Source organism: Cupriavidus yeoncheonensis (assembly GCF_905397275.1).
In the GTDB taxonomy this organism is placed as follows: domain Bacteria; phylum Pseudomonadota; class Gammaproteobacteria; order Burkholderiales; family Burkholderiaceae; genus Cupriavidus; species Cupriavidus yeoncheonensis.
Genome location: NZ_CAJPUY010000020.1, coordinates 96,953 through 122,029, shown reverse-complemented (window position 1 = coordinate 122,029; position 25,077 = coordinate 96,953). Strand labels below are relative to the sequence as shown.

At 60.0% G+C, this 25,077-nt stretch carries 16 protein-coding genes; 2 read left to right on the top strand and 14 right to left on the bottom strand.

Annotation, left to right across the window (positions count from 1 at the left end; genetic code table 11):
- Positions 1 to 290 precede the first annotated feature (290 nt).
- Both KHO22_RS24615 and KHO22_RS24610 read left to right on the top strand, forming a co-directional pair.
- Positions 291 to 1,346: a Bug family tripartite tricarboxylate transporter substrate binding protein gene (locus KHO22_RS24615; RefSeq protein ID WP_211949793.1), complete on the top strand. Its 1,056-nt coding sequence runs from the start codon at positions 291 to 293 to the stop codon at positions 1,344 to 1,346.
- Positions 1,347 to 1,683: 337 nt separating this feature from the next.
- Positions 1,684 to 2,784 carry a porin gene (locus KHO22_RS24610; protein ID WP_230427006.1) on the top strand — a complete coding sequence of 367 codons (1,101 nt, stop codon included), beginning with the start codon at positions 1,684 to 1,686 and terminating at the stop codon, positions 2,782 to 2,784.
- Between the two features lie 482 nt (positions 2,785 to 3,266).
- On the opposite strand, the gene KHO22_RS24605 is transcribed toward KHO22_RS24610, so the two are convergent.
- From KHO22_RS24605 to KHO22_RS24540, 14 genes are all read right to left on the bottom strand, one after another.
- The gene (locus tag KHO22_RS24605; RefSeq protein ID WP_211949792.1) at positions 3,267 to 4,208 is read right to left on the bottom strand and encodes a LysR family transcriptional regulator; all 942 of its coding nucleotides are present in this window, start codon (positions 4,206 to 4,208) and stop codon (positions 3,267 to 3,269) included.
- A 202-nt stretch (positions 4,209 to 4,410) separates the two neighbouring features.
- Positions 4,411 to 5,379 (bottom strand): Bug family tripartite tricarboxylate transporter substrate binding protein, encoded by a 969-nt coding sequence (locus KHO22_RS24600; protein WP_211949791.1) that lies wholly within the window; start codon positions 5,377 to 5,379, stop codon positions 4,411 to 4,413.
- Between the two features lie 605 nt (positions 5,380 to 5,984).
- Positions 5,985 to 6,971, bottom strand: a complete 987-nt coding sequence (locus tag KHO22_RS24595; RefSeq protein ID WP_211949790.1) for a Bug family tripartite tricarboxylate transporter substrate binding protein — start codon at positions 6,969 to 6,971, stop codon at positions 5,985 to 5,987.
- A gap of 36 nt (positions 6,972 to 7,007) precedes the next feature.
- Positions 7,008 to 8,684: a GMC family oxidoreductase gene (locus tag KHO22_RS24590; protein WP_211949789.1), complete on the bottom strand. Its 1,677-nt coding sequence runs from the start codon at positions 8,682 to 8,684 to the stop codon at positions 7,008 to 7,010.
- Positions 8,685 to 8,750: 66 nt separating this feature from the next.
- Entirely contained in the window at positions 8,751 to 10,238 is a 1,488-nt protein-coding gene (locus KHO22_RS24585) for an aldehyde dehydrogenase family protein (protein WP_230427005.1), read from the bottom strand.
- A 227-nt stretch (positions 10,239 to 10,465) separates the two neighbouring features.
- A complete protein-coding gene (locus KHO22_RS24580; RefSeq protein WP_211949787.1) occupies positions 10,466 to 11,413 on the bottom strand; it encodes a LysR substrate-binding domain-containing protein in 948 nt (315 codons plus the stop codon).
- Between the two features lie 500 nt (positions 11,414 to 11,913).
- Positions 11,914 to 15,342 carry an adenylate/guanylate cyclase domain-containing protein gene (locus KHO22_RS24575; protein ID WP_211949786.1) on the bottom strand — a complete coding sequence of 1,143 codons (3,429 nt, stop codon included), beginning with the start codon at positions 15,340 to 15,342 and terminating at the stop codon, positions 11,914 to 11,916.
- Between the two features lie 252 nt (positions 15,343 to 15,594).
- A complete protein-coding gene (locus tag KHO22_RS24570) occupies positions 15,595 to 16,683 on the bottom strand; it encodes a porin (RefSeq protein WP_211949785.1) in 1,089 nt (362 codons plus the stop codon).
- Between the two features lie 259 nt (positions 16,684 to 16,942).
- Positions 16,943 to 17,779: an SDR family NAD(P)-dependent oxidoreductase gene (locus KHO22_RS24565; RefSeq protein ID WP_211949784.1), complete on the bottom strand. Its 837-nt coding sequence runs from the start codon at positions 17,777 to 17,779 to the stop codon at positions 16,943 to 16,945.
- Between the two features lie 39 nt (positions 17,780 to 17,818).
- Entirely contained in the window at positions 17,819 to 18,802 is a 984-nt protein-coding gene (locus KHO22_RS24560) for a Bug family tripartite tricarboxylate transporter substrate binding protein (protein WP_211949783.1), read from the bottom strand.
- A gap of 81 nt (positions 18,803 to 18,883) precedes the next feature.
- Entirely contained in the window at positions 18,884 to 20,383 is a 1,500-nt protein-coding gene (locus tag KHO22_RS24555) for an aldehyde dehydrogenase family protein (RefSeq protein ID WP_211949782.1), read from the bottom strand.
- 70 nt (positions 20,384 to 20,453) lie between these two features.
- On the bottom strand, positions 20,454 to 21,428 hold the full coding sequence (locus tag KHO22_RS24550) for a Bug family tripartite tricarboxylate transporter substrate binding protein (protein ID WP_211949781.1): 975 nt from the start codon (positions 21,426 to 21,428) through the stop codon (positions 20,454 to 20,456).
- 62 nt (positions 21,429 to 21,490) lie between these two features.
- Positions 21,491 to 22,804 carry an NAD-binding protein gene (locus tag KHO22_RS24545; protein ID WP_230427004.1) on the bottom strand — a complete coding sequence of 438 codons (1,314 nt, stop codon included), beginning with the start codon at positions 22,802 to 22,804 and terminating at the stop codon, positions 21,491 to 21,493.
- A gap of 68 nt (positions 22,805 to 22,872) precedes the next feature.
- On the bottom strand, positions 22,873 to 25,020 hold the full coding sequence (locus KHO22_RS24540) for a 3-hydroxyacyl-CoA dehydrogenase NAD-binding domain-containing protein (RefSeq protein ID WP_230427003.1): 2,148 nt from the start codon (positions 25,018 to 25,020) through the stop codon (positions 22,873 to 22,875).
- Positions 25,021 to 25,077: the final 57 nt, after the last annotated feature.

Sequence of the window (25,077 nt, the reverse complement as noted above, 5' to 3'; positions counted from 1 at the left end):
GCGTCGCGCGCGGGGGTCGCATTGCGCATGGCATTTGGTAAGCCGATGATCGGCGCCGCATCGCCGTCTGGTCAAGCAACCGTGAGGTTGTGCGGCCCGTGGCAATAACACCAGGTTATACCCCCAGTTCTAGCGGCCTTCTTACGAGGGTTCAACCTGGCGCACGCCGGCAGCGAGCGTAAGCTGCAACTTACGCTAAGGTCGAGAAAATACAAATATACGTATCCGACTCCCCGCGCTAATGTCTCGGCAGATAGATGGCGAAGCCACACTCACCGGAGACAACAGATATGGGCAGGTACGACTTCCACGCGCAATGCGTCGGAAGCCAGTTGCGGACTGGCGTTCACTTTTTTGCAGCTACTTCGATGAAAGCATTGAGCCGGGCCATGCTAGCCGCCGCGCTGTTTGGCTCGTTGGCACCGGCGCCGAGCAGCGCCGCCGAGTCGTACCCAAAACAACCTATCCGACTCGTCATTCCGTTCACGGCCGGAGGCGGCACAGATGTCGCCGCACGCATCGTGGCTCAGTATCTGGCCCCGCGGCTGGGGCAACCCATCGTCCCAGAAAATCGGGGGGGCGCCAGTGCAGCGGTTGGCGCTAACGTCGTGGCCAAGAGCTCGCCGGACGGCTACACCTTGCTGGTCGGTACGGCCACCCTTGCCGGCAACTCGGTTATCCCGAACGCCAACCTTCCCTTCGACCTGATTAACGACTTCGACTTTATCGGAAAGCTAGGAAGGATCGACTTGCTCATCGTGAGCAATCCGAAATCGAAATTGAATGACCTGCGAGACCTGGTGAACTTGATGCGGTCCAATCCTGATGCGGTCCAGTTCGGGTCCCCAGGTGTTGGATCGCCCTCGCACCTTGGTGGGGAACTGCTGAAGCAACTTACCAAAACCCATGCGCTTCATATTCCTTACAAGGGCGAGAGCGCCGGCCTGAACGATCTGCTGGGAGGCCAGACCACCTTCCAGCTTTGCTCCGCCTTTGTATGTGCACCGCGGGTGCGCGACGGGTCCCTGAAAGCCCTGGCTGTCGCGTCGAAACGGCGGTCGAGCCTAGTACCCACAGTACCCACAACGGCTGAAGCGGGCTTTCCTGGAGTGGAGGCCGACACGTGGTATTTCCTTGCCGCGCCCAAAGGAACGCCTGCACCGGTCATTCGCAAGTTGACCGAGACGTTGAACGCTACCCTCAGTGACGAGAGTTTGAAGGGCCGTCTGCAAGCGATCGGCGTGGAAGCCGACGCCAACAATCCGGCTGCAGTCAGGAAGGATCTCCAAGCGGAGATCAACAAATGGCGGCCCGTCGTAAAGGCGGCCGGGATCACCTCCAATTAGACGTGGCCCCCCGGAAACTTTGAAGGGGACGAGTGTTTTGGTCGTCATAACTTAGGCCACCACCTTTTCGAAGGCTCCGATCGTCTGGCGCGTAGCTCGGACTGCACAGGCGTGCATAGCATGACTTCTCGCCCCGACCGCCATTCTTCGCCACCAAAAAGCTTTTCTCTATTTTTTATGGACATAACCAACTCGCCAATTGGCGGTCAGGGCGGCGCTTTGCGCAAAAGCAACCGAGTAGCTTCTTGGCGCCGAAAAGGTTCTTTGAATTTCTGCGTCAGTACACAGGCTCTGCGTAAATTAAAAATCTCTTTTTAGTATAAATTTAGATAATAAGATGGAAGAAATCATGACCAAGCGACTATATATCGGCGCAATGTTAGTTACATCGGCACAGCTAGCAGCGGCGCAGCCCTCGGTTACGCTTTATGGCATTGCCGATGTTGGAGTGGAATACCTCTCCAACGCCAATGCAGCCGGCAACAAGCTGGTACGCATGACGACAGGTAACGTTGCGGCCTCCCGTTGGGGTCTGCGCGGTGTCGAAGATCTCGGCAGCGGCACGAAGGCCGTCTTTGTACTGGAGAATGGCTACGACATCGACACTGGTGTCATCAACCAAGGAGGACGACTGTTCGGGCGTCAGGCGTTTGTTGGACTCGAGAACCAATGGGGCCGCGTAACATTGGGGCGACAGCCTAACGCGTTCCTCGATGTCCTGGGTAATTACGACCCATTGGCGCTTGCCGGCCGGTACTCGGCTATCACGTTTGAACCAAACTTCGTAGGGCGCTACGACAATAGCGCCAAGTATACGGGCAAATTCGGACCATGGACGGCGATAGCGCTGTACAGCTTCGCAAGGGGCACGAGCATTACCGCTAATGGTACTACATCGTTTGGCACAGAAACGCCGGGAGACCTCAAGAGTGATCGCGCATACGCGGGCGGTGTGCAATATGCAGCAGATAATTTCGGCGCCACGGTTATCTATGACCAGCAACAAGGTACGCGCGGCATTGCTGGCCAGAACTCGGGGCAACGCGATCAACGCCTGGCAGTTGCCGGCAACTACAGCTTCGGGAATTCGAAAGTCTTTGCCGGTTATCGCTGGCTGAACGGCGACATCGGTGTCGCGGCGGGCGCCCCGACTCGAAGAACCGATTACTATTGGGTTGGCTATCGTCAGCAAATCATGCCCGCCCTGGCCCTTACGGCAGCCGGATACTACCTTAATGACCGCAGGTCTGGGGCGGATCCGTGGATACTGGTCGGATCTGCGGACTATAGCCTTTCCAAACGCACAGACCTCTACTTGACCGTCGGTTATGTCAAGAACAAGAACAATTCCAACTACGGACTAAATGGTCTCAACAACACCATCAATCCTGGCCAGAACCAGTTGGGCGTTACCATGAATATCCGGCACATTTTCTGACGTGCATCGTCGCTGAAGCCAGAGCCATCCGATGATGGCTCGATCCCAACGACAAGTTCGTGCGAATGTTACGCCTGGGAATGCATTCTTTATAGGAGCGATCACAATATGTCGAACAACGTCATGCGGAATGCTCAATCAGTGTGCAGCGCACGATCGGCCATGCACCGCACAGCCAAGCGCGCTCCGCATTCGGCTAGAACTCGGGATCGCTGAATGGCTTACCTACGCTATTGCCTCGAGTTGGTTCGGCGGATGCAGGGTGATCCCCACTGGCAGGTCACCCTTCCGGGCCCCGATGCCTCTCACGCTCCATCGACTACCCCTCCAGTGGACGACCTCGGGGATCGATGTCGAGCCGTGATGCCACAGCCCCACATCTCAGACATGCATTCCCTGTTCCCGCAACCGGTGACATCGCTAGTCCCTCCTCAGAAATCTCCGTCTTAAGCACCGATCGGCACAAAGGGCGCGCTCGCGTTCTAGGGCTGTTTCGAAAGGCCTTCGACTATTTCAATCATATGGTCCAGCGCTGGATTTCGTTCACCCTTGATCCATCCGAGCACAAAGGTCGTCGCATAGCTCACGTCACTCAGTGGCAACGTCGTCAAATCGGGCGGATAACTGAAATTCTTGCCGACAACGGACAGTCCGATACCCATGCCGACAGAAATCAGATTGAGCTGCGAAACCGAAGTGCTGACCTCCTGTACGATCTGAGGCTCGAAGCCAGCCTCTTGAAAGAGGGACGAAATTGGCGGATGCAACGGGCTGCTGATCCCTCGCGGCACTACCACAAAACGCTCGCCACTCAGTTCAGCAAGACGAACTGATTTCCTGTTTGCGAGCCGATGATCATTGGGCACCACGGCGCCCAGCTTCCCCTTCTGGATGCAGATCCAATCCAACACGGTCCGATCCTGGCCACCCAGGACGCGGTTGGTACTCTTCCTGCGCAGAACCTGTGTATTCGGACCGAGGTGCATGAAGCCCGCATGGATCTTCCCTTCCGCGAGCGCCTTCGGCTGATCTGCCGTCGGCAGCTCGACGAGCGAGAGTGCGACATCCGGATAGCTATCGCGAAATCGCTTAATCGCAACGCGAAAAATAGAATGAATAAGCGTCAATGACCCATAGCCAATATTCAGCGTTCCGCTCTTGCCATCGCCGACGCGCTTGGTTGTCACCACCGCCTCGTTAAGGTCATTCATCACCGCGGTCACTTTCTGAAGAAAATTCCGCCCCGCTGCAGTTAATCTGACGCGCTGGGCATACCTTTCGAAGAGGGCGGTGCCGATCTCACTTTCGAGATCCGAGATGATTTGCGAGACGGCCGGTCTGGTGACATGCAAGCGTTCTGACGCACGGCCAAAGTGCTCTTCTTCCGCCGCGGCTAAAAAATACCGTAGGTGCCGAAGTTCCATTGGTTTCCGATCGGCTTTCCAGCCATCGTTAGATTAGGTGGCACCCAAATTATACTCAGCGCAGAGACTGGACACCCTGCGCTCCCGAATCCCGGCAGTGATCCCCCTCATCGCTCATCGGCGCGCCATGCCCGACGCCGCCCAAGGCAGCCAGAGGGCATCCGCCGGTCTGGCTGCAAACCCTCCTTATGTTCAATGCCTGCTAATCAAGCGAAATTTTCACCCGCTTGGCCACTTCACCATACTGCTTCAGATCTTCTTCGACCGTTTTGGCCAGTTCAGCCGGCGGCGCGGACCAAGCCGAGAATGCCACCGGGGCAAGGTATTCACGCACGTCCGGTTCTGCCATCGCGCGGGCTACGTCCTCATTGATCTTTTCAACGATGGACTTCGGCGTGCCATGCGGAGCGAACAGAGCAATCCACGTCTTCATTTCCACGTCCCGAGGCCCGCCTGACTCCGCGATAGTGGGTACATCCGGGAAGCTGGGATGCCGCTTCGGCGCGGCAAGTGCCAGGAGCTTTACCTTGTGCGCCTGGAGCAGCGGACCGGCCGAAAGGGCCGTTCCGAATGCCCACCCGAGTTCCCCGTTTGCGATCGCCGTGTACATCAGCGGCGTATCTTTATAGGGAACATGCGTCATTTTCACGCCCGCGGATTGCTCCAGCATCTCGGCTCCCAGGTGAGCTTGGCTGCCGATGCCAGAAGAGCCATAGGTCAGGGCGCCCCCCTTTGCTTTGGCTGCCGCAACCAGGTCCGCGATGCTTTTCCAACCTGAGTTGCTATTCACCACAACGAAGAACGGCGTACGATACATCGGCGCTACCGGATCAAAATCCTTGACGGGGTCGAACGGCAGGCGTCGATACAGATGCGGTTGCAGTCCGAACAGCAAGGTGTCGGCTTGTAGCAAGGTGTAGCCGTCCGGAGCCGAGCGCTTGGCGGCGGTCACTGCGATCCAGCCATTTCCACCCGGCCGGTTCTCCACAATTACCGGTTGGCCCCACCACCGGGACAGCTTTTCGCCTACGCGTCTCATCACCATGTCGGGGCCCGTTCCCACGGGATATGGCAATATGACTTTGACAGGCTTATCTGGAAATTTCTGCGCAAGAGCCGGACACGATAGTGAGACGACGAACGCGATCGTCGCTGCAAATAGCGCTTTCATGCATTTCAATTTGGAGTCTCCTGTATGCGGCACGGAAGTGCCCTACTGAGGCTGCAGACGCCTATCCAGGCCTGGCCCCGTTTCCTTGCACCCAGCCGAAGCTGCGCAAAAATCCCGGCACGGACGTCGTCAAGCTGATAGGACGTTATATCGCCAGGCTCGGACGGTCCATTTTCTTTTTCTCGACTCTTTCGTAAGCCAGGACTAACCGACGGTCTTGAGCACCGCGCACGGCAACTCTGAAGGACTTGACTAGCGAGAAGAACCGTCAAAACGGGAGGAAGCGTTGCAGCGGTTGCCCGGCGGCGTGCGGGAAGTCGATACAGCGACATTCGCCACACCGCCGTTCATGCCGGTGGTAAGTGGCGGCACCCCCCGCTCCGGCCCCGCGGCCCGGGCCGTGCCCGCGGACGGCATCTCATAGAGATCGCGTGTGCAACGGGTCGCCGAGACAAAAAATGCTCCAGGCGACCGAACCAGGATACGCCTCGTAAGAGAGGGCAGACATCGCCAATCACAGACTTGAGTTGACGACCCGACGCACTACTTATTCGTCATACGCGCGCCGGGACGCTGCCTAGGGGACAGCCAGACTGCGACCAGAATCAGGCGCTCGACTCAATCTTTACGGTCTTGCCAAGCTCGCGCCATTTTCCGACCTCTGTCTCAAGATAGTGTCTGAAATCAGCAGGTGACCCTTGGACCGGATTGCAGTACAGCTTCCTTACCTGACTGGAGACAGCGGAGTTGACGCCGATCCGGTTGACTGTCTGGTTCAGCTTCGTGATGAGGTTCGGATCCATGCCGGCAGGCCCGATCAAGCCGTAGAAGGTAAAATCAATGCCCTTCAGTTTCTCAATTCCCGACTCTGCGAAGGAGGGGACGCTGGGTAATGCCGATAGTCGTTGAGAGCCGGTTACTGCGATCGCCTTCAGCCTTCCCGACGCAGTGAAAGGAATCGCAAACTGCGCAAGGGTAAGCCCGACGTGCACACTGCCGGCAACCACCTCCCGCGCAACGTCCTGGTCAGACTTATATGGAATATGAGTAAGATCGATGCCAGCGACCTTCTTTATATACTCCATTTGCAGGTGATTTGCCGAACCGACGCCGGCGGATCCGTAGTTCAGCTTCCCCGGATTCTCTTTTGCATACGCAATCAGGTCTTGCAGCGACGAGACCGGGATTGACGGATGAACAAAGAATACGCCAGGAGCTGTCGCTATCATTCCGATCAAGCTGAAGTCCTTCAGAGGATCGTAGGGCAGGTCTTTACGGACCCCCGGCCCCTGACTCAGGGCACTCCCCCCCGCCAAGGTCAGGGTCAAGCCGTCCGGCTGTGCAGCAAGCATAGGGCGAATGGCCAGCAGTTGCGAGGCGCCGGGCTTGTTATCGACGATCACCGGCGCGCCAAGCAGCTCCATAAGGTGTGACGCGTAAAGCCTGGCGACGTTGTCCGCGCCGCTGCCAGCGCTGAATCCCACGAGCAGGCGAATAGGACGCGAACCGCTCGGCTGGGCAAAGAGCGATTGGGGCAGAAGAATGCCCGCACCCAGGGCAAGTAACGCGCGACGGGAAATCTGGTATTGCATTTTGTCTCCTGTTTCCTCTATACGTGGTTAAGCAATTTACATCTGCATGCTTGCGCGCTCCTTGTCGCAAGACGTGCTTTCTCCGACCCCGTCCAGTTTCCGAGTATCGGCCAGCACCATATCCGCGCACTTTTCGCCGATCATCATGCACGGAACGCTCGTATTCCCTGAGATGATGGTCGGCATGACCGACGCATCGGCGATCCGGAGGCCCTGGATACCATGCACCCGAAGCCGCTCGTCGACCACCGACATCGCATCGCGGCCCATTTTGCAGGTACCTACCATGTGCTGAGTGATTTGGCCGGTATTGCGGATGAACTGCAGTATCTCTTCATCGGATCTGACCTGTGGCCCCGGGGAGATCTCCTCTGCAATCACATGCCTCAGAGGCCCCGCTGCGGCGATCTGGCGGGCCAGCCGCACCGCCGCGACGGCAGTGCTGCGATCGTAATCGGTATCCAGGAAGCGGTAACGAATCATTGGCGCCGCCGCCGGATCCCTGGACCTGATGTGAATGCTGCCGGTGCTTTCCGTGCGCTGCACGTGCGTATACATCATGAATCCCTCGACGTCCGACATACGTCGGCCCTTCCCCGTCTTGACATCGATGATGTATGGGCTGACCACCATCATGGTGTCCGGTTCCTGCAACTCCGATCGGGACCGTGCGAACACGCGCATGGAACCGTGGCCTTGCGCAATCAATCCCTTGCGCAGAAACAGCCAGCGAAGGATCTCAATGCCAAGACGCCAGCCGTGCCCCTTCTTCGCCAGGGAAATGCCACGCCTGGCAAACCGCCACTTCATCATGGCCGCATAGTGATCTCGCAGATTCTCCCCGACACCCTTTAGCTCGTGCACGAGCGGTATGCCGTGCTTGCGCAGCACGTCGGCATTTCCGATCCCGGACAATTCCAGCAGCTTGGGCGTATTGGCGGTACCTGCACAGACAATAACCTCACGCATGGCCCGAGCTTCCTGGAGCGCACCGTCACGGCGGAACTGGACCCCCGCACAACGTTTCCCCTCCATGATCAAAGCGGTCGCCTCGGCTCCCATAACGACAACAAGGTTCGATCGTTTCCTGGCGGCCGGTTCAAGATACTGGGTCGCAGTGCTATGGCGCTCACCGCGATAGCCGGTCAACTGTGCCATAGCGACGCCTTCCTGAGAGGCGCCACTGTAGTCGCTGTTGTAAGGAATGCCTACCGCCTGGGCCGATCGAATGAATAGGTCATAGAACGCGGACAGCTTTTTGCTCTGGCTGACTTTGACGGGCCCCGATCGCCCGCGGTATTCGTCTGAACCGATCTCGGTGCTCTCGATCTTCTTGAGGTAAGGCAGAACTTCCTTGAAGCTCCAGCCTTTGCAGCCGAGTTCGCTCCACGTATCGTAGTCGAGCCTCTGCCCCCGGTTATAAACCATGGCGTTGATCGAACTGCTACCGCCCAACATCTTTCCACGCGGGCAAGCGATGCGACGATTTCCATGCGTGGGATCCGCTTCCGACTCGTAACGCCAGTCGACCAGCGGGTTGTCAACCAGGAACACCACCCCAAGCGGCGGACGTGCCCATATGTACTTCCCTCCTTTGATGCCTGCCTCGAGACAGAGCACCGTGTATTTGCCATTCTCGCTGAGTCGGGTCGCCACTACGCCGCCGGACGAACCGGAGCCGACAACGATGAAGTCATAGGTGTTAGCCTGCATAGCGCTGCTGCTGTTCCATATCATGAATCAAAGACCGTGTATTTCCCCCTGGATCACGCAAACGCATTAGTCACCGTTGATGCAAACACTCTTCTCGTACAGAAATCCTTCCAGGTGTTGAGCGCCGCCTTTGATGCCATACCCGCTTTGCTTGACGCCACTGAAGCCAACGGCCGCATCGGCCAGTCCATAGCAATTGACCCACAGTTTCCCCGCCTTGATGCCATGGATCATCCTGGACATCGTGCTGACGTTGGTGGTCCACACAGCCCCGCCGAGGCCGTATTCGGTATCGTTGGCCAGTCGTAGCGCCTCTTCTGCCGTATCAAACGGGATCACCGATGCCACCGGCCCGAAGATCTCTTCGCGTGCGATGCGCATGTCATTGCGTACACTATCGAAGACGGTCGGGGTGACAAAGTAGCCTTCGGCAAGTTCGCCCGCGAGCCGATCGCCGCCAATCGCCAACCGCGCGCCGTCCTCCACTCCAATGGCCATATAGGTCATGACGCGGTCAAGTTGACGTTTGGAAACAAGCGGGCCAAGCTGAACGCCGGGCTCAAACGGATCACCGGTCTTGATCGATTTCGTGAAGTCGACAAGGCGCGAAACAAATTCCTCGTGAATGCTTCGTTGGACGAAGATCCTGGTTCCTGCAGAGCAGATCTGACCGGAATTATTGAAAACTCCCATCGCCGCTCCGGGGACCGCCTTGTCCAGATTGGCATCGGCAAACACGATATCGGGCGATTTCCCTCCCAATTCCAACTGGATTCTCTTCATGTTTCCAGCAGAAGCCTTGATGATCTCCCGACCTGTCACGGTGGAGCCGGTAAACGCTATCCGGTCGACCCCCGTATGCGCTGCCAAAGCGGCGCCTGCCTCGTGGCCATATCCCGTCACGACGTTGATCACCCCCGCCGGGACCCCTGCCTCGACCAGCAGTTCGGCCGTGCGCAGCGTGGTCAGTGAAGCGTCCTCGGCGGGCTTGATTATTGCAGTGCAGCCGGTTGCCAGTGCACCACCCATGATCCACCACATGCTGATCAAGGGTGCGTTCCATGGTGTAATGCCACCGATCACGCCGACGGGTGCCTTGAGCGTCAGCGTCGTGTAGTTGCCGGACAGAGAGTTCGGAATGGTCGAACCGGACCAACTCATGGCCTGGCTCGCGAAGTACATGATGGTCTTGATCAGGCCATCCTTCATTGCCTTCGTACGCGAAAGCGGTGCTCCCATGTCCAGCGTGTCGAGCAAGGCCAACTCATCGAAGTTCCTTTCGATGACATCGCAAACGCGCAGCATCAGTGCGTAGCGCTCATGCGGGGTAAACCGGCTCCATGGACCCTCAAATGCGCGACGCGCAGCGGCAACTGCCACATCGACGTCCTCCTGACGCCCCCGCGCAACGGTTGCCAGCACTCTGCCGGTTGCGGGGTTGAAGGTCTGAAGGCTCTCACCGGTCAACGATGGTCGCCACTGGCCGTCAATGTAATGCAGCTTCTCCGGGTTGGACAAGAAATCTGGGCGAATTGCGGATGATGTGGCGATCAAGAGTGTCTCCTTCATTTGGCTGGAAGTGGCATCGTGGCCCTGACACCTGCGGCGCGCTGATCGGCAAGGCCGGCACGGCAGCTTAGTGCGTGCAAGGATCTTAAGGACTGAGGCCGCCAAGGAGGAAATACTGTTTTGCTGCCGCCCTCATTGCGCCAGCTTATGGGGTGGGCGCCAGTGGCTCGCGAAGACGGCCGGCGAACGCGCCAAAAAGGGCCGACTCGGCCTCAGATAAGGGGTGACGGAAGGATTCTCGCCCCCTGCCAAATGCCGCTTCCGATTAACCGGTGCGCGACATGTGCGAGTTCGCTGTAAACGATCGAGGCACTCGCCGACAATTTCTGTGCGGGCAGCGAATATCCATAGTTCACGCGCGCGAGCGGCGCGTCGGAAATAGGGAGGCATCGCCACCCTTGCGGTGCACGGTGCACCTGCGTTGCGGCCATGGGCTGCACTGTGGCCCCGCCCCCTTCGGCCACATAACTCATCACGAGTTGGACGGAGTCAATTTCGGCAACGACGTCGACCGACAGATTCGCGCGCTCGATTTCGCTGGTAAAGCGGCGCCGGAGGTTGTGACTCGCTGACGACAGCACCATCGGCAGCGCTGCCGCTTCCGCAAGCGTCAGCGATGTCTGGTCCGGTGCAATCAGTTGGCTGTCCGCAGGCACCACCACGAACACGTCCTCTTCCAGGAGAGGCTCGAAAACCAGGTCACTGGCGGCCGTCTTGCTGAAGAGGACCGCGACATCCAGTTCATCGCGGCGCGCCCTCTCCTCGAGATGCTGAGGCAGTGCACCCACCACATTCAGGACGATGCCTGGATAGTTCTCCTTCATGTGCATCAGCAGCGGCAGGCCTAGCATGCAGGTGGTGGTTGGCGCGAGTCCGAGCGTAACGCGGCCTTTCACATTGGAGGTTTCCTGACGAGCGATCAGCACCGCCTCGTCCAGTTGACGCAACATTAGCTTGGCATGTCGATACAGGGCTGCGCCGTTCGGCGTCGGCACCACGCCCCGTGCAGACCGCACCAACAAAGGCTTGCCGACCTCGACTTCGAGCCGGGCGATCTGCTGGCTGAGGGCGGGCTGAGCTACGAAAAACTGGCGTGATGCCTTGGTCAGGCTACCACTCTCCACCACCTGGACGAAATACCGCAGTCCACGCACGTCCATCAACAACTCCGTAGGGCGACGTCAAGGGTCGCCGGAATCCTGGAATTTGACTTTCCGGGGCAATGCCTGCGCCACGATCCGATACTCCCGCGCGAGCCCCGGAACACGGTGAGTGTTCGCTTGGAGCGCACATGAAGGTACTCCATGGAATTCCGGAAACTATATATCAACTGTGATCGGCTGGACCACCCTCGAAATCCCTGCAACAGCACCAGTTGCTCGAACGCCTAGCAGAAACCTTTCATGTGCTAGCCGACTCCTCGGCAGATCACAAGCACCCTCCCCGTTCGTGCGCTGACTTCAGCATCGCTCTTCAAATCCGTCTTTTAGATCGATGCGATCTGGTGGTCAGCATACTTGCGCTGCAGAGCCTTCTGTTCCTTGGTTCGACGGTCATTAGGTACGGTGACAGGCAACGGTCGTCCACGCCGCTGCCTGGCTAGGGCAAGTCACAGACGGCCTAGCCGGATGTAAGCGCTCCCCTCTTGCACCCCGCGCATTCAGGACCATTCGCGCAATTGGGCCTCGGCGTCCAGCCAGTCACGAGTATCGAATCCCTCGGTAAAAGCACTGTGAACTCCGGCCAGCAAATAGCGGGCTTCGTCACGCTTGCCCTGGAGATCCCAAAGGCGCGCAAGGCTCAGCGCGCACCTCAACTCCGTCGAGCGCGCTCCTTGCTCGCGGGCGAGCGCCACCGCATTGCGCAGATCAGATTCCGCTTCACTGATCCTGATGGAGGGACAAGGGTCTTCTCTGCCTGCCATTTGCCATAACAGTTCCCCTCTCAGGCGAAGCAACGCGGGACTTTCGAACCGTTCTTCTGTTCTTTCCGCCAACGCCAACGCATGGCGCAGCACGCGAAGCGCGAATTCGAACTTCCCCACCTTGCCATAGGCGTCGGCAAGCAGCCCTAACAGCGACGGCCGCCCCAACGCGGATCTCGTCGCACGGTGAGCGCGGAGGCCGCGCCGCATTTGCGCAATGCCTTCTTCCTGCCTCCCAAGTCTCGCAAGCGCCCAGCCCCGCAGAGTCGTTCCCCAAGCTTCATAGAGCGGGAAACCGCGCTCGGCTGATATAGCGATCGCGGCGTCAGCGTACTCCAGCGACCTCTCGACTTCATCCCGGCGCCGATGGAGTTCGGCCGCGAAGATCAGGCTCAGCGCCAGGCCAAAGGGATCGGCCGCTGCCCGCGCCAGTTCCAGGGCCTCGTCGCAGCGATTCCGTGACTGATCCGGTAAGCCTAGATACCAAAGGATCCAACTCAAGGTGCTGCGTATATGGACAGCGGGATTCTTCACCAGGCGCAGCAAGTAGTCATAGGACTGCTGCCCAGGTTGGTGCAGTGTCAACGCCTGCTCCATGTGGTGACGTGCGGCGTCGATATCGCCCAGACGAAGCAGCGTAACGCCCAGAGCGCGATGCGCCTCAGCCAGTCGTTCCCCGTCGCCGGTGTCCTGCGCCAGGCCCAGCAGCCGTTCGGCAAGCGCGTGGGCCTGCTTTAGCTGCGCTCGCAGCAGGTAGTGAGACCACAGACCTGCGAGCGCGGAGAACAGCTCTGGCATTTCCTTCTCGCGTTCGCACAGGGTTAAGGCTTGGGTATAGGTTTCCTCGACCTCTGGCGATCCATGGCTGCGGGCGGCAATCCAGGCGGGACCCAAGGTCAGTAGCAGATGAATCATCTCGCTGGTTCGCGCGGGGGATTCCGGCAACGTCTTGAGTAGCTCAAGCGCTGCGCTGAGATGACGGATCCCTTCACGTTGAGCAGACCGCCGCAAGGCCTGCTCGCCCGCAAGCTGCAGATAGTGGATAGCCTTCGCGGTATTCCCGCTCTTGCTGTAGTGGTGGGCCAACTCGTTAAGGTAGTCCTCCAGCCGGCCTGGAAACAGCGACTCGATTGCCTCGGCGGCGCGTTCATGCAGCCTGCTTCGCTGACTATTCAGCAAAGAATTGGCGGCGACTTCCTGGATGAGCGCGTGCTTGAACGCATACTCGACTTCCGGATATGCAGGTCGCTCAAAGATGAACTCGCTACGCTGTAGATCGCCTAGAAGCAGCGGCAACTCCTGCTCTGACAACGCGGCAACATACCGGACCATGCTGAAAGAAAAGTCCTTGCCGATAATTGACAGAGTCTGCAACAGTGCCTTCTGCGCCTGCGACAGGCGGTCAATGCGCGCGGCAATGACGCCCTGGACGGTGGTCGGAATATGAAGTGACACGGCGGGCGTCGCAATCCGATAGCTGCCCGGCGCGCCAAGGATGGCACCTTCTTCTGCCAGTGTCCTGACCACTTCCTCCATAAAGAACGGATTGCCCTCAGTTTTGGCAAGGATGAGTTGCATCAAAGACCTCAGCTCGGAGTCAGCACCCAATAAGGTTGCAAGTAGTCCTTCTGCCTCCATTTGACCGAGCGGTTCCAGATGCAACTGGATATAGCGCTGGCACTTCCAGTCATGCGCGTATTCCTCCCGGTAATTGACCAGCAGCAGAATTCTTGAATCCGCTACATGCGCCGCCAGCTCATCAAGGAATGCTTCAGTTTCCCTGTCAAGCCATTGCAGGTCTTCGAACAGCAACACGACCGGCTGGCTCTGGCTCTCGCTTGCCAATAGACGAACGATCGCTTCAAAGGTGCGCTGGCGCCGGAGCCGGGGATCCATCGCGGACAACGTCGACCGCGGTTCACTGATACCGAGCAGATAGAGCAGATAGGGGAGTTGATCCTCCAGCTCGCGATCCAGTGTCAGCAATCTGCCCGTCACTTTTTCACGATACAAGCGCTCGTCGTCGGCGGCCGCGATCTGGAAGTAGTTCCTCAGCAGATCGATCAACGGGAGATAGGGAAATGCCTTGCCATGCGAAACCGAGAAAGTTTCCAACACCAGGCAACCCTGCCCCGCCCTGGCCTTGAACTCGTGGAATAAACGCGATTTTCCAACACCGGCCTCTCCTACCACCCCGACAATCCGTCCGCGCTTTGCGGCGGCCGAGGCCAGCGCAGACTGCAAACACTTCAGTTCACGCTCTCGTCCGACGAACCTCGTCAGACCGCGATACGCGGAAACCTGAAGTCGCGTGCGCAAAGTACCGGGCCCCAGCAGCTCATAGACTGGAAGCGGAGTCCGGATGCCCCTTACGTTGGTGGCGCCCAGGGCTTTGAAGTGGAAGTACCCCTCGGCAAGCCTATAAGTGGATTCACTGACGAGTACCGACGACGGCATCGCCATCCCTTCCATGCGAGACGCGATATGAATGGTATGGCCGACCGGGTCATAGTCGGTGTGCAGATCGTCCTTGGAAATGGAGCGCACCATGACCTCTCCGGTGTGGACGCCAACCCGGATCTGCAGCGGAACACCCTTCTCCAGACGAATCCTTCCACCATGGCTGCGCATCGCCTCCTGCATCCGCAATGCCGCATACAACGCCCGCAGCGGGTGGTCTTCGTGCGCGATCGGCGCACCGAACAGTGCCAGGATGCCATCACCGAGCGACTTGGCGACGTACCCCTCATAGTGGTGTACGGCTTCCATCATGATCGCCACGACCGGATCGATCAGTTCCCGGGCATCTTCCGGATCGAGGTCCTGAATCAGCGCGGTCGATCCAGCCATATCCGCGAACAGCGCGGTAATAGTCTTGCGCTCACCCGCATCGTGCGCGCGGGCCTCCATCGCGGCGCGCTCGGCCAGGATGCGCTCGGCCAGGTGCGCTGGCGTGTACAGCACCGGAGCGTTGACGCATGGAGCCGCACTGGATACGGGAAAACCGGCCGTAGTGGTTAAGGAAGCGCCACATGCACCACAAAACTTTGCGGTAGCTGCAGATTCGTAGCCGCAATTCGGACAGGTCTGGTCAAGAGTATGGCCACACTCTTCACAAAACCTTCCTCGCGCTGGGTTTTCAAACCCGCACTTTGTGCAGCGCATGGCACCCTCGGACAGCCGTCGGCTGCTAGCATTACAGGCGCAAAGCGCGTGCCTCGCAAGCCGATTATGAGCTGCATCCGCCGCCGTAAATCATGGCATCGGATCACGGCTTGTCCATGTGAGTCTGGCCATTCCCCGGCACCCACAGTCCTGGATCATCCGAAAAAGATGGCTGCGTCGAGATCGAACTCATCTGCGACGCAGCCGAAGCGCCGCGATGCGGCGGCACCATGGAGATTTAAAGCAGCCGGCTCAGAAGATGTGTCGCAAGGCGACCGAAGCGCCAAACTGGTTGTTGCCAGCCGAGACGGTCCCGAAGCCCGAGCCACCAGTGCCCAGGCCAAGGTTCGACCCGTTCCGGTTCTTGGTATAGCCCACTGCAAGATACGCACTGGTGCGCTTGGAGAACGCGTACGCCCCCGAGGCGACAAACATCCACGGGTCCGCGCTGGTGCCGGCGAAGTCCTGGTAGTATGCGGCGCCCGCGAGCGTCACGTTGCTGGTCGCCTGCCAGCGAGCACCTGCCCACCACAGGTTGGACCGCTGATTGGCAGTCGCCGGAGCTCCGGCCAGCAATGCCCCGTCTAACGCTTTGGCCCACCTGTAGCCGGCATAGAGCGTCGCATTGCCAATGGCGAAATTACCTCCGACGGTAGCGCGCCGCGTGGTCGCGTCGGGCCGTGCCGAAACCGTACCGGTGTTGATCTCGTCGTACGCCGCTGCAACGCTCCAGTTGGCGCCGTTGTATGCGGCGCTGCCGGAATACTCCCTTCCGATCTTGGCGCTTCCCGGTATCTCGCTGCCCCCGGTGACCGTGCTGTCTGCGCCGAAGCTATAGAAGAGCTGCGTTTCCGTCGGGCCGAATTTGCCGACGTACTTGATCGCATTGTCAGCGCGGCTAGCGAAAGCGGCATCCTGAGCCAGGATCGAGTACTTCGTTGCGATGAGCATGGGATCGATCGTCCCGGAGATCCAATAGAAGGGTGTAGTCTGCCGCCCAAGCGTCACCACGCCCCAGCGGCCATCAAGGCCGACATAGGCGGAACGGCCAAACAAGCGCCCGCCTTGCGTAGACTTGCCAGTATCGGACTCAAAGCCGCTTTCCAGCACGAATACTCCCTTGAGGCCATTGCCAAGGTCTTCGGTACCGCGCAAGCCCCAACGGGAGGCCGCCAGGTTGGCGGGTGTCATGCGCACGAGATCATGCCCGCCGCCCGGCTGGTTGTTGACATACTCGATGCCACTATCGATCACTCCATACAGAGTGACATTCGACTGCGCCTGGGCAGTACCTGCACAAGCCGCTGCAATACTGCACAACGCGATCATCTTCAATTTCATGTTGCCTCTTCCTCCTCTTCTTCTGCTTAATCAAAGCTCGATCTACCCGTTTCTCCCTCTGTCTGTGCAATCCGCTAATCGAATCCTCCTTTCCCGCCTAGTCTCCCACTAAACGAAACCGGTTCCATTTTTTAACAAAACAAATAAATACCCACAGTGCGAAAGCAAGCGTTCGGAGCAAAGCCGCCGAGGCTGTCGGGGGTATTGTGTTTCTGTGCAGCGGACCTCTACAGCGGCACAAGGTCCGCCGTGAGTGCTATCAAATACGATTCAGGATGCGGCCACCGTCGACCAGTACCGATATGCCCGTGATGAAGTTCGCTTCATCGGAGGCGAGGAACAGAGCCGCATTAGCGACGTCCCAGCCCGTGCCCTGCCGGCCGAGGGGAACCTTGGCATTGCGCTCGGCCGACACCTGTTCCCGGGACTGATTCCATTCACGCACACGTGTGTCCACGGCCATGGGAGTAGCGATCAGGCCCGGCAGCACACAGTTGGCGCGGATGCCATACTCGGCATTTTGCAACGCGAGTTGCTCGGTGAACGCCACGACGCCTGCCTTGGCCGCCTTATAGGCGACGTACGGATACTTGCCGACTGCCGCAGCGGAGGAAACGTTGACGATCGCGCCACCGCCTTGCTTGCGCATGATCGCCACGGCGTGCTTGCATGCGAATACGGTGCCGCGCAAGTTGATGCGGCAGACATTATCGAAATTTTCCTCGGTAATATCGAGCAGATCGGCATCCCCGCCGGCAATGCTTACACCCACGTTGTTATGCAGGACATCCAGCGAGCCCCATTTCTGGGTGGCCTCGGCCAGCGCGCGCGCCAGGTCCGCTTCACGGGTGACATCCGCGGCAAAGCTGACGCATTCAAAACCTTCACCGCGGATGATTTCGGCGGTCTCCTCGGCGGATTCGAGACGGCGATCCACCGCCAGTACGCGAGCGCCCTCGCGCGCAAAGCGAATCGCCGCTGCGCGTCCGTTGCCGACACCTTCTCCCGGGCTCTGACCTGCCCCAATGACCACCGCGACCTTCCCCTGCAGCCGTTTCGCGGGCGTCCAGCCCAGACCTTGTTCAGATGTATTCATCACTACTTCGCTCCTGTATTTGTATTGGCTGGTTCGATTTCAACCCGCGGCATTGACGTATTTGCTGAAGCGGGTCCATTTTTCGGTGTCTTCCTGAATGACTTTGCGCAGGTCGTCCGGACTGCCGGAGCGTGGATACGCGTAATACTTATCCTGTATCTGGGCTGCCGAGGTGGGTTCCCGCGATACGCGGTTTATCGCCGCATTGAGCTTCATAGCGACGCTGGCAGGCAATCCCCTCGGCCCCACCAGACCATAGTAGGTATAGGGATCAAGGCCTTCCAAGCCGCTGATACCGGCTTCCGCAAGGCTCGGGGCCTCCGGCAGTTCCTTCAGCCGATGCGAGCCAGTCACAGCGAGCGCCCGCAACTTGCCATTGCTGATCGCCGTCACCGCTCCCTGGGCCGGCGCAATGCCGACATGAACGGATCCGGTGTACATCGCCTGGACGATATCCGCATCCGCCTTGTAGGGAATGTGGGTCATGGTGATACCGGCAACCTTGCTCAGGTACTCACCCGCCAGGTGGCTGGCCGAGCCGATGCCCGACGAACCGAAATTCACCTTCGTCGGGTTCGCCTTGGAGTAGGCGGCAAGGTCGCGCAACGAGCGCACCGGCAGGTCGCGGTTGACCACGATTACACCGGGCGCGGTGGCCACCAACCCAACCATGCTGAAGTCCTTCAGCGGCTCGTAGGACAAGCCCCGCTGGACCCCCGGCGTCTGCGAAAGCGCGCTGCCCGTTCCCATATAGAGGGTGTATCCATCCGCCGACGCGGCTTTCAGCGCCTTGATCGCAACGATCTGGCCAGCGCCGGGCTTGTTCTCCACGATCACCGGAGTCTTGAGTTCCACAGCAAGCTTCTGCGCATAGAAGCGGGCAATTGCGTCCGTACTTCCACCCGCCGCAAAGCCGACCAGGATGCGGATCGGCCGAGCCGGATACTCTTCGGCGTGTGAAGCCGTGCCAAGCACCGCCATGACGCCGAGGGAAAGCAAGCGTGCAATAAAACTGATAGCCATGACTCGTCTCCTATGGAATGTAACGCGCCGAATCCGCCGCCTCTTCTGCCGGATGGCCGGTCCTCGCATATGACCTCTTGCTCATAGCCGCATCAGCACCGATTTGGTCTGGCTATAGGCGTCGATCGACTCCGCCCCCATCTCACGACCATAGCCGGACTGCTTGTATCCGCCAATGGCCATCACGGGGTCGGTCTCGGCATAGGTATTGATCCACACGCGTCCGGACTTCAGTGCCCGCGCAACCCGATGAGCCCGGCTGACGTCCCTGGTCCAGACCGCCGCTGCCAGGCCATATTCTGTGTCGTTGCCCATCCTGACAACATCCGCCTCGTCCTTGAACGGGATGATGGAAAGCACGGGCCCGAAGATCTCTTCCCTCGCGATCCGCATCGAGTTGGATGCGCCACAGAACACCGTCGGTGCCACGAAATATCCGGTATCACCCACGCGCGAGCCACCCAGCACCAGACTGGCGCCGTCTTCGCGTCCGGCGTCGACGTAGGACAGGACGCGACGCATCTGGCGCTCCGAGATCAAGGGGCCCATCTGGGTGTCCGGTAGCAGCGGCGAGCCGACCCGGTACGTAGCCGCGATCTCCGAAACGCGCCGCGCGATTTCTTCATGCAGGCTCTCATGAACGAACAGGCGCGTGCCCGCGGAGCAGATCTGTCCGGAGTTTCGGCAGAACGCCACCACCGCGGTCTCGACCGCACGCTCCAGATCGGCGTCCGGAAAGATAATGTTCGGCGACTTGCCTCCAAGCTCCAGCGTGACCTTCTTCAGGTTGCCCGCCGACGCCTGGAGAATCTGACGGCCAACGCCGGTCGAACCGGTGAAGGCGATCTTGTCGACATCGGGATGCGCCGCCATGGCCGCACCTGCTGTAGCACCATATCCCGGTACCACATTGACGACACCGGGCGGCAAATCGAGCTCCTGAATGAGTTCGGCCAGCCGGAGCGTCGTCAGCGGCGACTGCTCCGCCGGCTTCAGGACAGCGGTGTTGCCGCAGACCAGCGCCGGGGCAAGCTTGGTCGCCGCCATGACAAGTGGCACGTTCCAGGCATTGATCAGCGCGCACACCCCCATGGGCTCGCGCAGCGAATAGATGAAGCGGGAGGCATCCGTCGGGTTGGTCGCGCCATGGATCTTTGTTGCCCACCCCGCGTAGTACCGGAAGAGCTCAGCCGCCGAGGCAACGCGGCCGACCGTGAACGCCAATGGCGCGCCCATGTCGAGGGTCTCCAGCACGGCAAGCTCGTCGGCGTGCTGTTCAATCGCATCGGCGATCCGCAACAGGTAGCGCGCGCGGACATGCGGGGAAATCCCGGCCCACGAAGACGCTTCGAACGCCTGCCTGGCGGCGCGAACTGCCGCATTGATATCCTCGCGGTCAGCCTCGGCCACCTCCACCAGGGCCTGTTCGGTGGACGGATCGATGGTGGCAAAAGTCTTGCCCGAGACGGCATTGACCCATTTTCCGCCGATCAAGAGGCGCCGGGGGCCGCTGGCGAGCCAGTCCAATGCCTTCCGATGGCCCTCGTTGACGGGGCCAGCGCCTGATGAGAAAGATGACATCCTTTGATCTCCCTACTGCGTACGTGCCGGTAATTCGACGCCCAAGTCACTCCGGGGGGCGAGGCAATCCTTACTGTCTCTCAAGCCGGATTTCCTTGGACAAGCTGGTTATGTCGGCAACCTCCTTGGCCATGAAGGCATGGAAGTCATGGGGCGACATGAAAACGTCCTCAATGCCTTCGGCCTTGAATCGCTCCTTCAGGGCCTGGTTTGAGTACACGGCATGCAGGGCATCGGACAGTTTCTGTACCACCTCCTTCGGAGTGCCGGCCGGCGCAACCAGTCCCATCCACGTATAGAAGCTGTAGCCCGGCACGCCTTGTTCGGCGAGCGTGGGAATATCAGGCGACGTACTGACGCGGGTCGCCGACGAAACCCCCAGGGCTTTCAGCTTTCCGCCCGCCAGATAACCCTTGCCGCTGCCATAGGCTTCGAAAATCATGCTCACGCGTCCGCTCATCACGTCCGGCATTGCCGGGCCGTTGCCCTTGTATGGAACGTGCAGAAGTTGCAGACCGGCCCGCTGCAGGTACAACGCCGCGGCGATATGCGTACCGGTGCCAACGCCCGCGGACGCATACGTCAGCTTGTTCGGATTTGCCTTGGCATTCTTGATGAAATCCGCAGCATTCTTGTAGGAGCTCTCCGGCGACACGACGAGCAGAAGCGGTGACTTGCCGAGGAAACCGATACCGGTGAAGTCCTTGGTGATGTCATAGTTGGCGTCCTTCTTCAGCACTTGCTGGTACGCCATGGTTCCCGCCGAGGCAAGCAGCGTATAGCCATCCGCCGCCGCGGCCTTGACGACGTTGATGCCGATCATGCCGTCCCCACCTGCGCGGTTCTCGACAATGACCTGCTGCTTCAGTCGCAAACTCATTTCCTGTGCAACCAGCCGTGTTGTGAAATCCACCAGGCCGCCCGGGCCAGTGTTCACCACAATGCGAACAGGACGGCTCGGGTATGCGTCTGCTGCAAGCGCTGGGGCTGTGGCCGCCATGGCAACGGGTACGATCGCGAAAAGATTGCGGAAAAATTGCTTCATTTCTTGTCTCCCATACTATTTGTAATCGGGTTGTCGATCGCGATCAGCGCTTCTCTGTGCGCTCAGCTTCCATAGCGGACACCCACCATCGATTCATACACGCTGCGCATCTGCGAAATATCGGCGGAATCAGGCAACTGATTGGCCCCCTGCTCGAACAGGCTGCGTACAAGCTGCACCAGCATCACGGGTGCGCCTACTGCGATCGCGAGGGCGCACGTGGCGCCCAGTCCATCGATGACCGATCGTAGGCTGGAATTTTCCGTCCTTCCACCAGATACCATAGCGGGCAACAGAGTGCGCGAGGCCTCACTCCAGCCGGAGCTCCGGTTGATGACAGTCGCCATATCGGCCAGGCCAAGGCCATGGCGAAGTCCGACCGCGGTGCACTCGTAAGCCACAAGGCTGCAGAGCGCCAAAATGCCATCTTCAAGCAGAGTCAGGATCTGGCCGGCCTCTGGCGTTGCGTTACCGGCGGGTTGAACTGTGGGGGCAGGCGCCAATTGCGTCCCCGCAAGGGACGCGATCACCCCGACCATGTCCTCCAGCGTCGCGCTCGAACCCAAGGTATTGGCCCCGGCCTGCAGCAGTCCCAGGGTCGCGCTGGTGATCGGCATCGGAACCCGCGTCTGGGCACCCAGCGCGACCGCCTGCGCCACGTCCTTCACCATCAGCGCCAACGCAAAGTTCGTCGACGACTTGCCTTGCACCAGGGCCGGAAGCATCTTGTCGGTCGTCTGGTTTCTTGCCTTTCCCCGATTCAGATGCTCGCTCATCGCCGCCAGGGACAAACCTGCCTTGGCCCCAAGCGCCGCCATTTCCAGCGTACCCACGCGGGCGCATGCATTCATGGCGTTGTTGACGATCTTCATCGCCTGGCCGTCGCCGACATGCCGGCCGCAACGGATGATGGCTTCGCTGATCGCGCGCAGGATCGGCAAGGCTCGTTCATACACGTGATCCGGGCCCGACGCCATCAGTGTCGCGCCGCCTTCGGCGACAACATGCGGACTGGCAGATACCGCCGCATCCATCATCTCCACGCCCTGGCTGGCGAGCATTTCCGCGATCTGCCGCGTCTCGCCGGGCGCGCCGCTGGTCTGGTCGATCACCAGCTTGCCCTCCGACAAGCCTGAAGCGAGGCCGTCAGGTCCGAATGCAAGCCTGTGCACATCAGCGCTGCGGGGCAGGCACACCAGCACCACATCGCTTTGGCGCCCAAGGTCCGCCGCCGACGATGCCACCCTGGCGCCAAGCGACGACAAGTATTCGCATGCGGCAGGATTCAGGTCCCACACGCAAAGGTCATACGCCGGCAAGAAGCGCCGGGCGAGCTCCCGGCCCAGTGCGCCCAGGCCGATATATCCAATCTTCAAGATCCGTCTCCTCACCGTGGTCCCTGCTACGCGCAGCCGCATCGCGGGACCCTCAGGTCACTGCCTTATCAGAGTGATGCGCCCTTCGCCTCCCGCAATGCCCCGCCGGCCGCGGCGATTTCGCCGAGAAGCCTGCCGGGCTGCCAGCGTTTGCCATATCGCTCATGCCATTCGGTTACCTGCTGCCAGACTGCCTGGGCGCCGACGGTATCGGCCCAGTACATCAGCCCGCCCCGATGACGGGGGAAACCAAAGCCGTACAGCCACATGACGTCGATGTCGCTGACGCGGTAGGCTTTGCCCTCCTCCAGGATCTTGCACGCCTCGTTGACCGACGCGAACAGCAAGCGGTGCAGGATCTCCTCGTCGGTGAACGTGCGCTGCGGAATGCCGAACTCCGCCGCGACCTGCGCGATGACCTGTTTCACCACGTCGTCCGGATGCGGGGTGCGATCGCCATCGTGGTAGGCGTACCAGCCAGCGCCGGTCTTCTGGCCCTTGCGGCCCATTTCCACCAGCCGGTCCGGCACGTGCAGCTTGCGATACTCCGGATTGGCCGCGGCGCGGCGCTTGCGCCCTTCATAGCTCACGTCGAGGCCGGAAATGTCGTTAACGGCAAAGGGCCCCATCGGGTAGCCGAAGTCGACCATGACCTTGTCGATCTGCTCCGGCGTTGCGCCTTCTTCGAGCATCAGCATCATCTCGGTCATCATCGGGACACGGCTGCGGTTCGCGGCAAAGCCATCGCACGAACCGGCCACCGCACATACCTTGCCCATGTCGCGCGCCATCTTCATGGCATTCGCCACTGTCTCGGGCGCCGTCTTGCTGCCACGTACGACCTCGCAGAGCTTCATCACGTTTGCCGGCGCAAAGAAGTGCGCGCCGGCCACGTCTTGCGGGCGGCTGGTGGCGTTTGCCATGATGTCGATATCAATGGCTGACGAGTTGGTCAGAAGCAATGCCCCCGGCTTCATCACGGCGTCGAGGCGGCCAAAGATCTCCTGCTTGATATCGATGCGCTCGAATACGGCCTCGACGACGGCATCGCAGTCTGCAATGGCTTCATAGCTCTGCACACCTTCAATCAAGGCCAGTCGTGCGTCCATTTCACCTTGCGACAAGCTGCCTCGCTTGACACGGACTGCGTATGTGTCACGGATGCGCAGCATGCCTCGGTCGAGCGCCTCGCGCGTGACTTCGAGCACCTTGACGGGGATACCCGCATCCGCATAGGACATAGCGATGCCGCTGCCCATCGTGCCTGCACCGATCACGGCAGCAGACCGGATACGAGGCGCCTTGCCGGTGGACTCCGCCCCCGGGATCTTGGCGGCTTCGCGCTCGGCGAAGAACGCGTAGCGAAGCGCCTTCGACTCCTCAGAACTCTCAAGCTCCGCAAATCGGGCCTCTTCCAGCGCTACCCCCTCGTCAAACGGCCTGGTGAGCGCCGCCTCCACGCATTCGAGTGCATACGCCGGCGCCTTAAGATGGCGCGACTTCTTTGTGATGGACTTGCGCGCAGCGTCCAGTGCGGTCGCTTCCGCCTCAGTCAATTCGATGCCCTGCGCCGAGTCGCGCGCGCGCGGCAACGGGCGGCGTGAGGCGACGCCCCTGGCGAAACGGATCGCCGCCGTTCGCAGGTCAGTGCCGTCCACGATGGCATCGACGATGCCGAGTCGCTGTGCCTCCTCGGCGCCGACATGGCGACCACTGAGAATTACGTCCAGGGACGCGGCCGGTCCGGCGATGCGGGTCAGCCGCTGCGTTCCGCCGCCCGCCGGGATGATGCCGAGTTTCACTTCGGGCAGGCCAAGTCTCGCGTCCGGGCTCGCAATGCGGTAGTGGCACGCCAGGGCATGCTCGAGTCCTCCGCCCAGCGCGTAGCCATGCATGGCGGCTACCACCGGTTTGTCGCTCGCCTCAAGCGTCGCGGCACTCTTGCGAGTGGACACCGGCCGGACGCTACCCAACCGTCGGATATCGGCACCGGCGATGAAGTTCTTGCCTTCGCCCAGCAGAACGATGGCGTCCACCTCCGCATCGGCGTTGGCGCGCATGACGCATTCCATGATCCCTTCCCGCACGCCAGCGGCCAGTGCGTTGACGGGCGGATTGTTCACGGCGATCAACGCGACGCCGTCCTCAACGGCGTAAGTGACAGTCTGTGCTTGATTCATCAGTTTCCCTTCCAACCGCTGCTTGTGCAGGCGCATGTCTGACGTGGTTGCATCTTCGGATTCATAGTAGCACGAGTTTCATTGCAAGGCATA

Bases quoted from the DNA above. Each gene is read 5' to 3' on its own strand.
- KHO22_RS24575 (WP_211949786.1), bottom strand. From the start codon at position 15,342: ATGCGCTGCACAAAGTGCGGGTTTGAAAACCCAGCGCGAGGAAGGTTT.
- KHO22_RS24595 (WP_211949790.1), bottom strand. From the start codon at position 6,971: ATGCAATACCAGATTTCCCGTCGCGCGTTACTTGCCCTGGGTGCGGGC.
- KHO22_RS24555 (WP_211949782.1), bottom strand. From the start codon at position 20,383: ATGTCATCTTTCTCATCAGGCGCTGGCCCCGTCAACGAGGGCCATCGG.
- KHO22_RS24540 (WP_230427003.1), bottom strand. From the start codon at position 25,020: ATGCGCCTGCACAAGCAGCGGTTGGAAGGGAAACTGATGAATCAAGCA.
- KHO22_RS24580 (WP_211949787.1), bottom strand. From the start codon at position 11,413: ATGGACGTGCGTGGACTGCGGTATTTCGTCCAGGTGGTGGAGAGTGGT.
- KHO22_RS24600 (WP_211949791.1), bottom strand. From the start codon at position 5,379: ATGAAAGCGCTATTTGCAGCGACGATCGCGTTCGTCGTCTCACTATCG.
- KHO22_RS24550 (WP_211949781.1), bottom strand. From the start codon at position 21,428: ATGAAGCAATTTTTCCGCAATCTTTTCGCGATCGTACCCGTTGCCATG.
- KHO22_RS24570 (WP_211949785.1), bottom strand. From the start codon at position 16,683: ATGAAATTGAAGATGATCGCGTTGTGCAGTATTGCAGCGGCTTGTGCA.
- KHO22_RS24565 (WP_211949784.1), bottom strand. From the start codon at position 17,779: ATGAATACATCTGAACAAGGTCTGGGCTGGACGCCCGCGAAACGGCTG.
- KHO22_RS24605 (WP_211949792.1), bottom strand. From the start codon at position 4,208: ATGGAACTTCGGCACCTACGGTATTTTTTAGCCGCGGCGGAAGAAGAG.
- KHO22_RS24590 (WP_211949789.1), bottom strand. From the start codon at position 8,684: ATGCAGGCTAACACCTATGACTTCATCGTTGTCGGCTCCGGTTCGTCC.
- KHO22_RS24615 (WP_211949793.1), top strand. From the start codon at position 291: ATGGGCAGGTACGACTTCCACGCGCAATGCGTCGGAAGCCAGTTGCGG.
- KHO22_RS24610 (WP_230427006.1), top strand. From the start codon at position 1,684: ATGGAAGAAATCATGACCAAGCGACTATATATCGGCGCAATGTTAGTT.
- KHO22_RS24560 (WP_211949783.1), bottom strand. From the start codon at position 18,802: ATGGCTATCAGTTTTATTGCACGCTTGCTTTCCCTCGGCGTCATGGCG.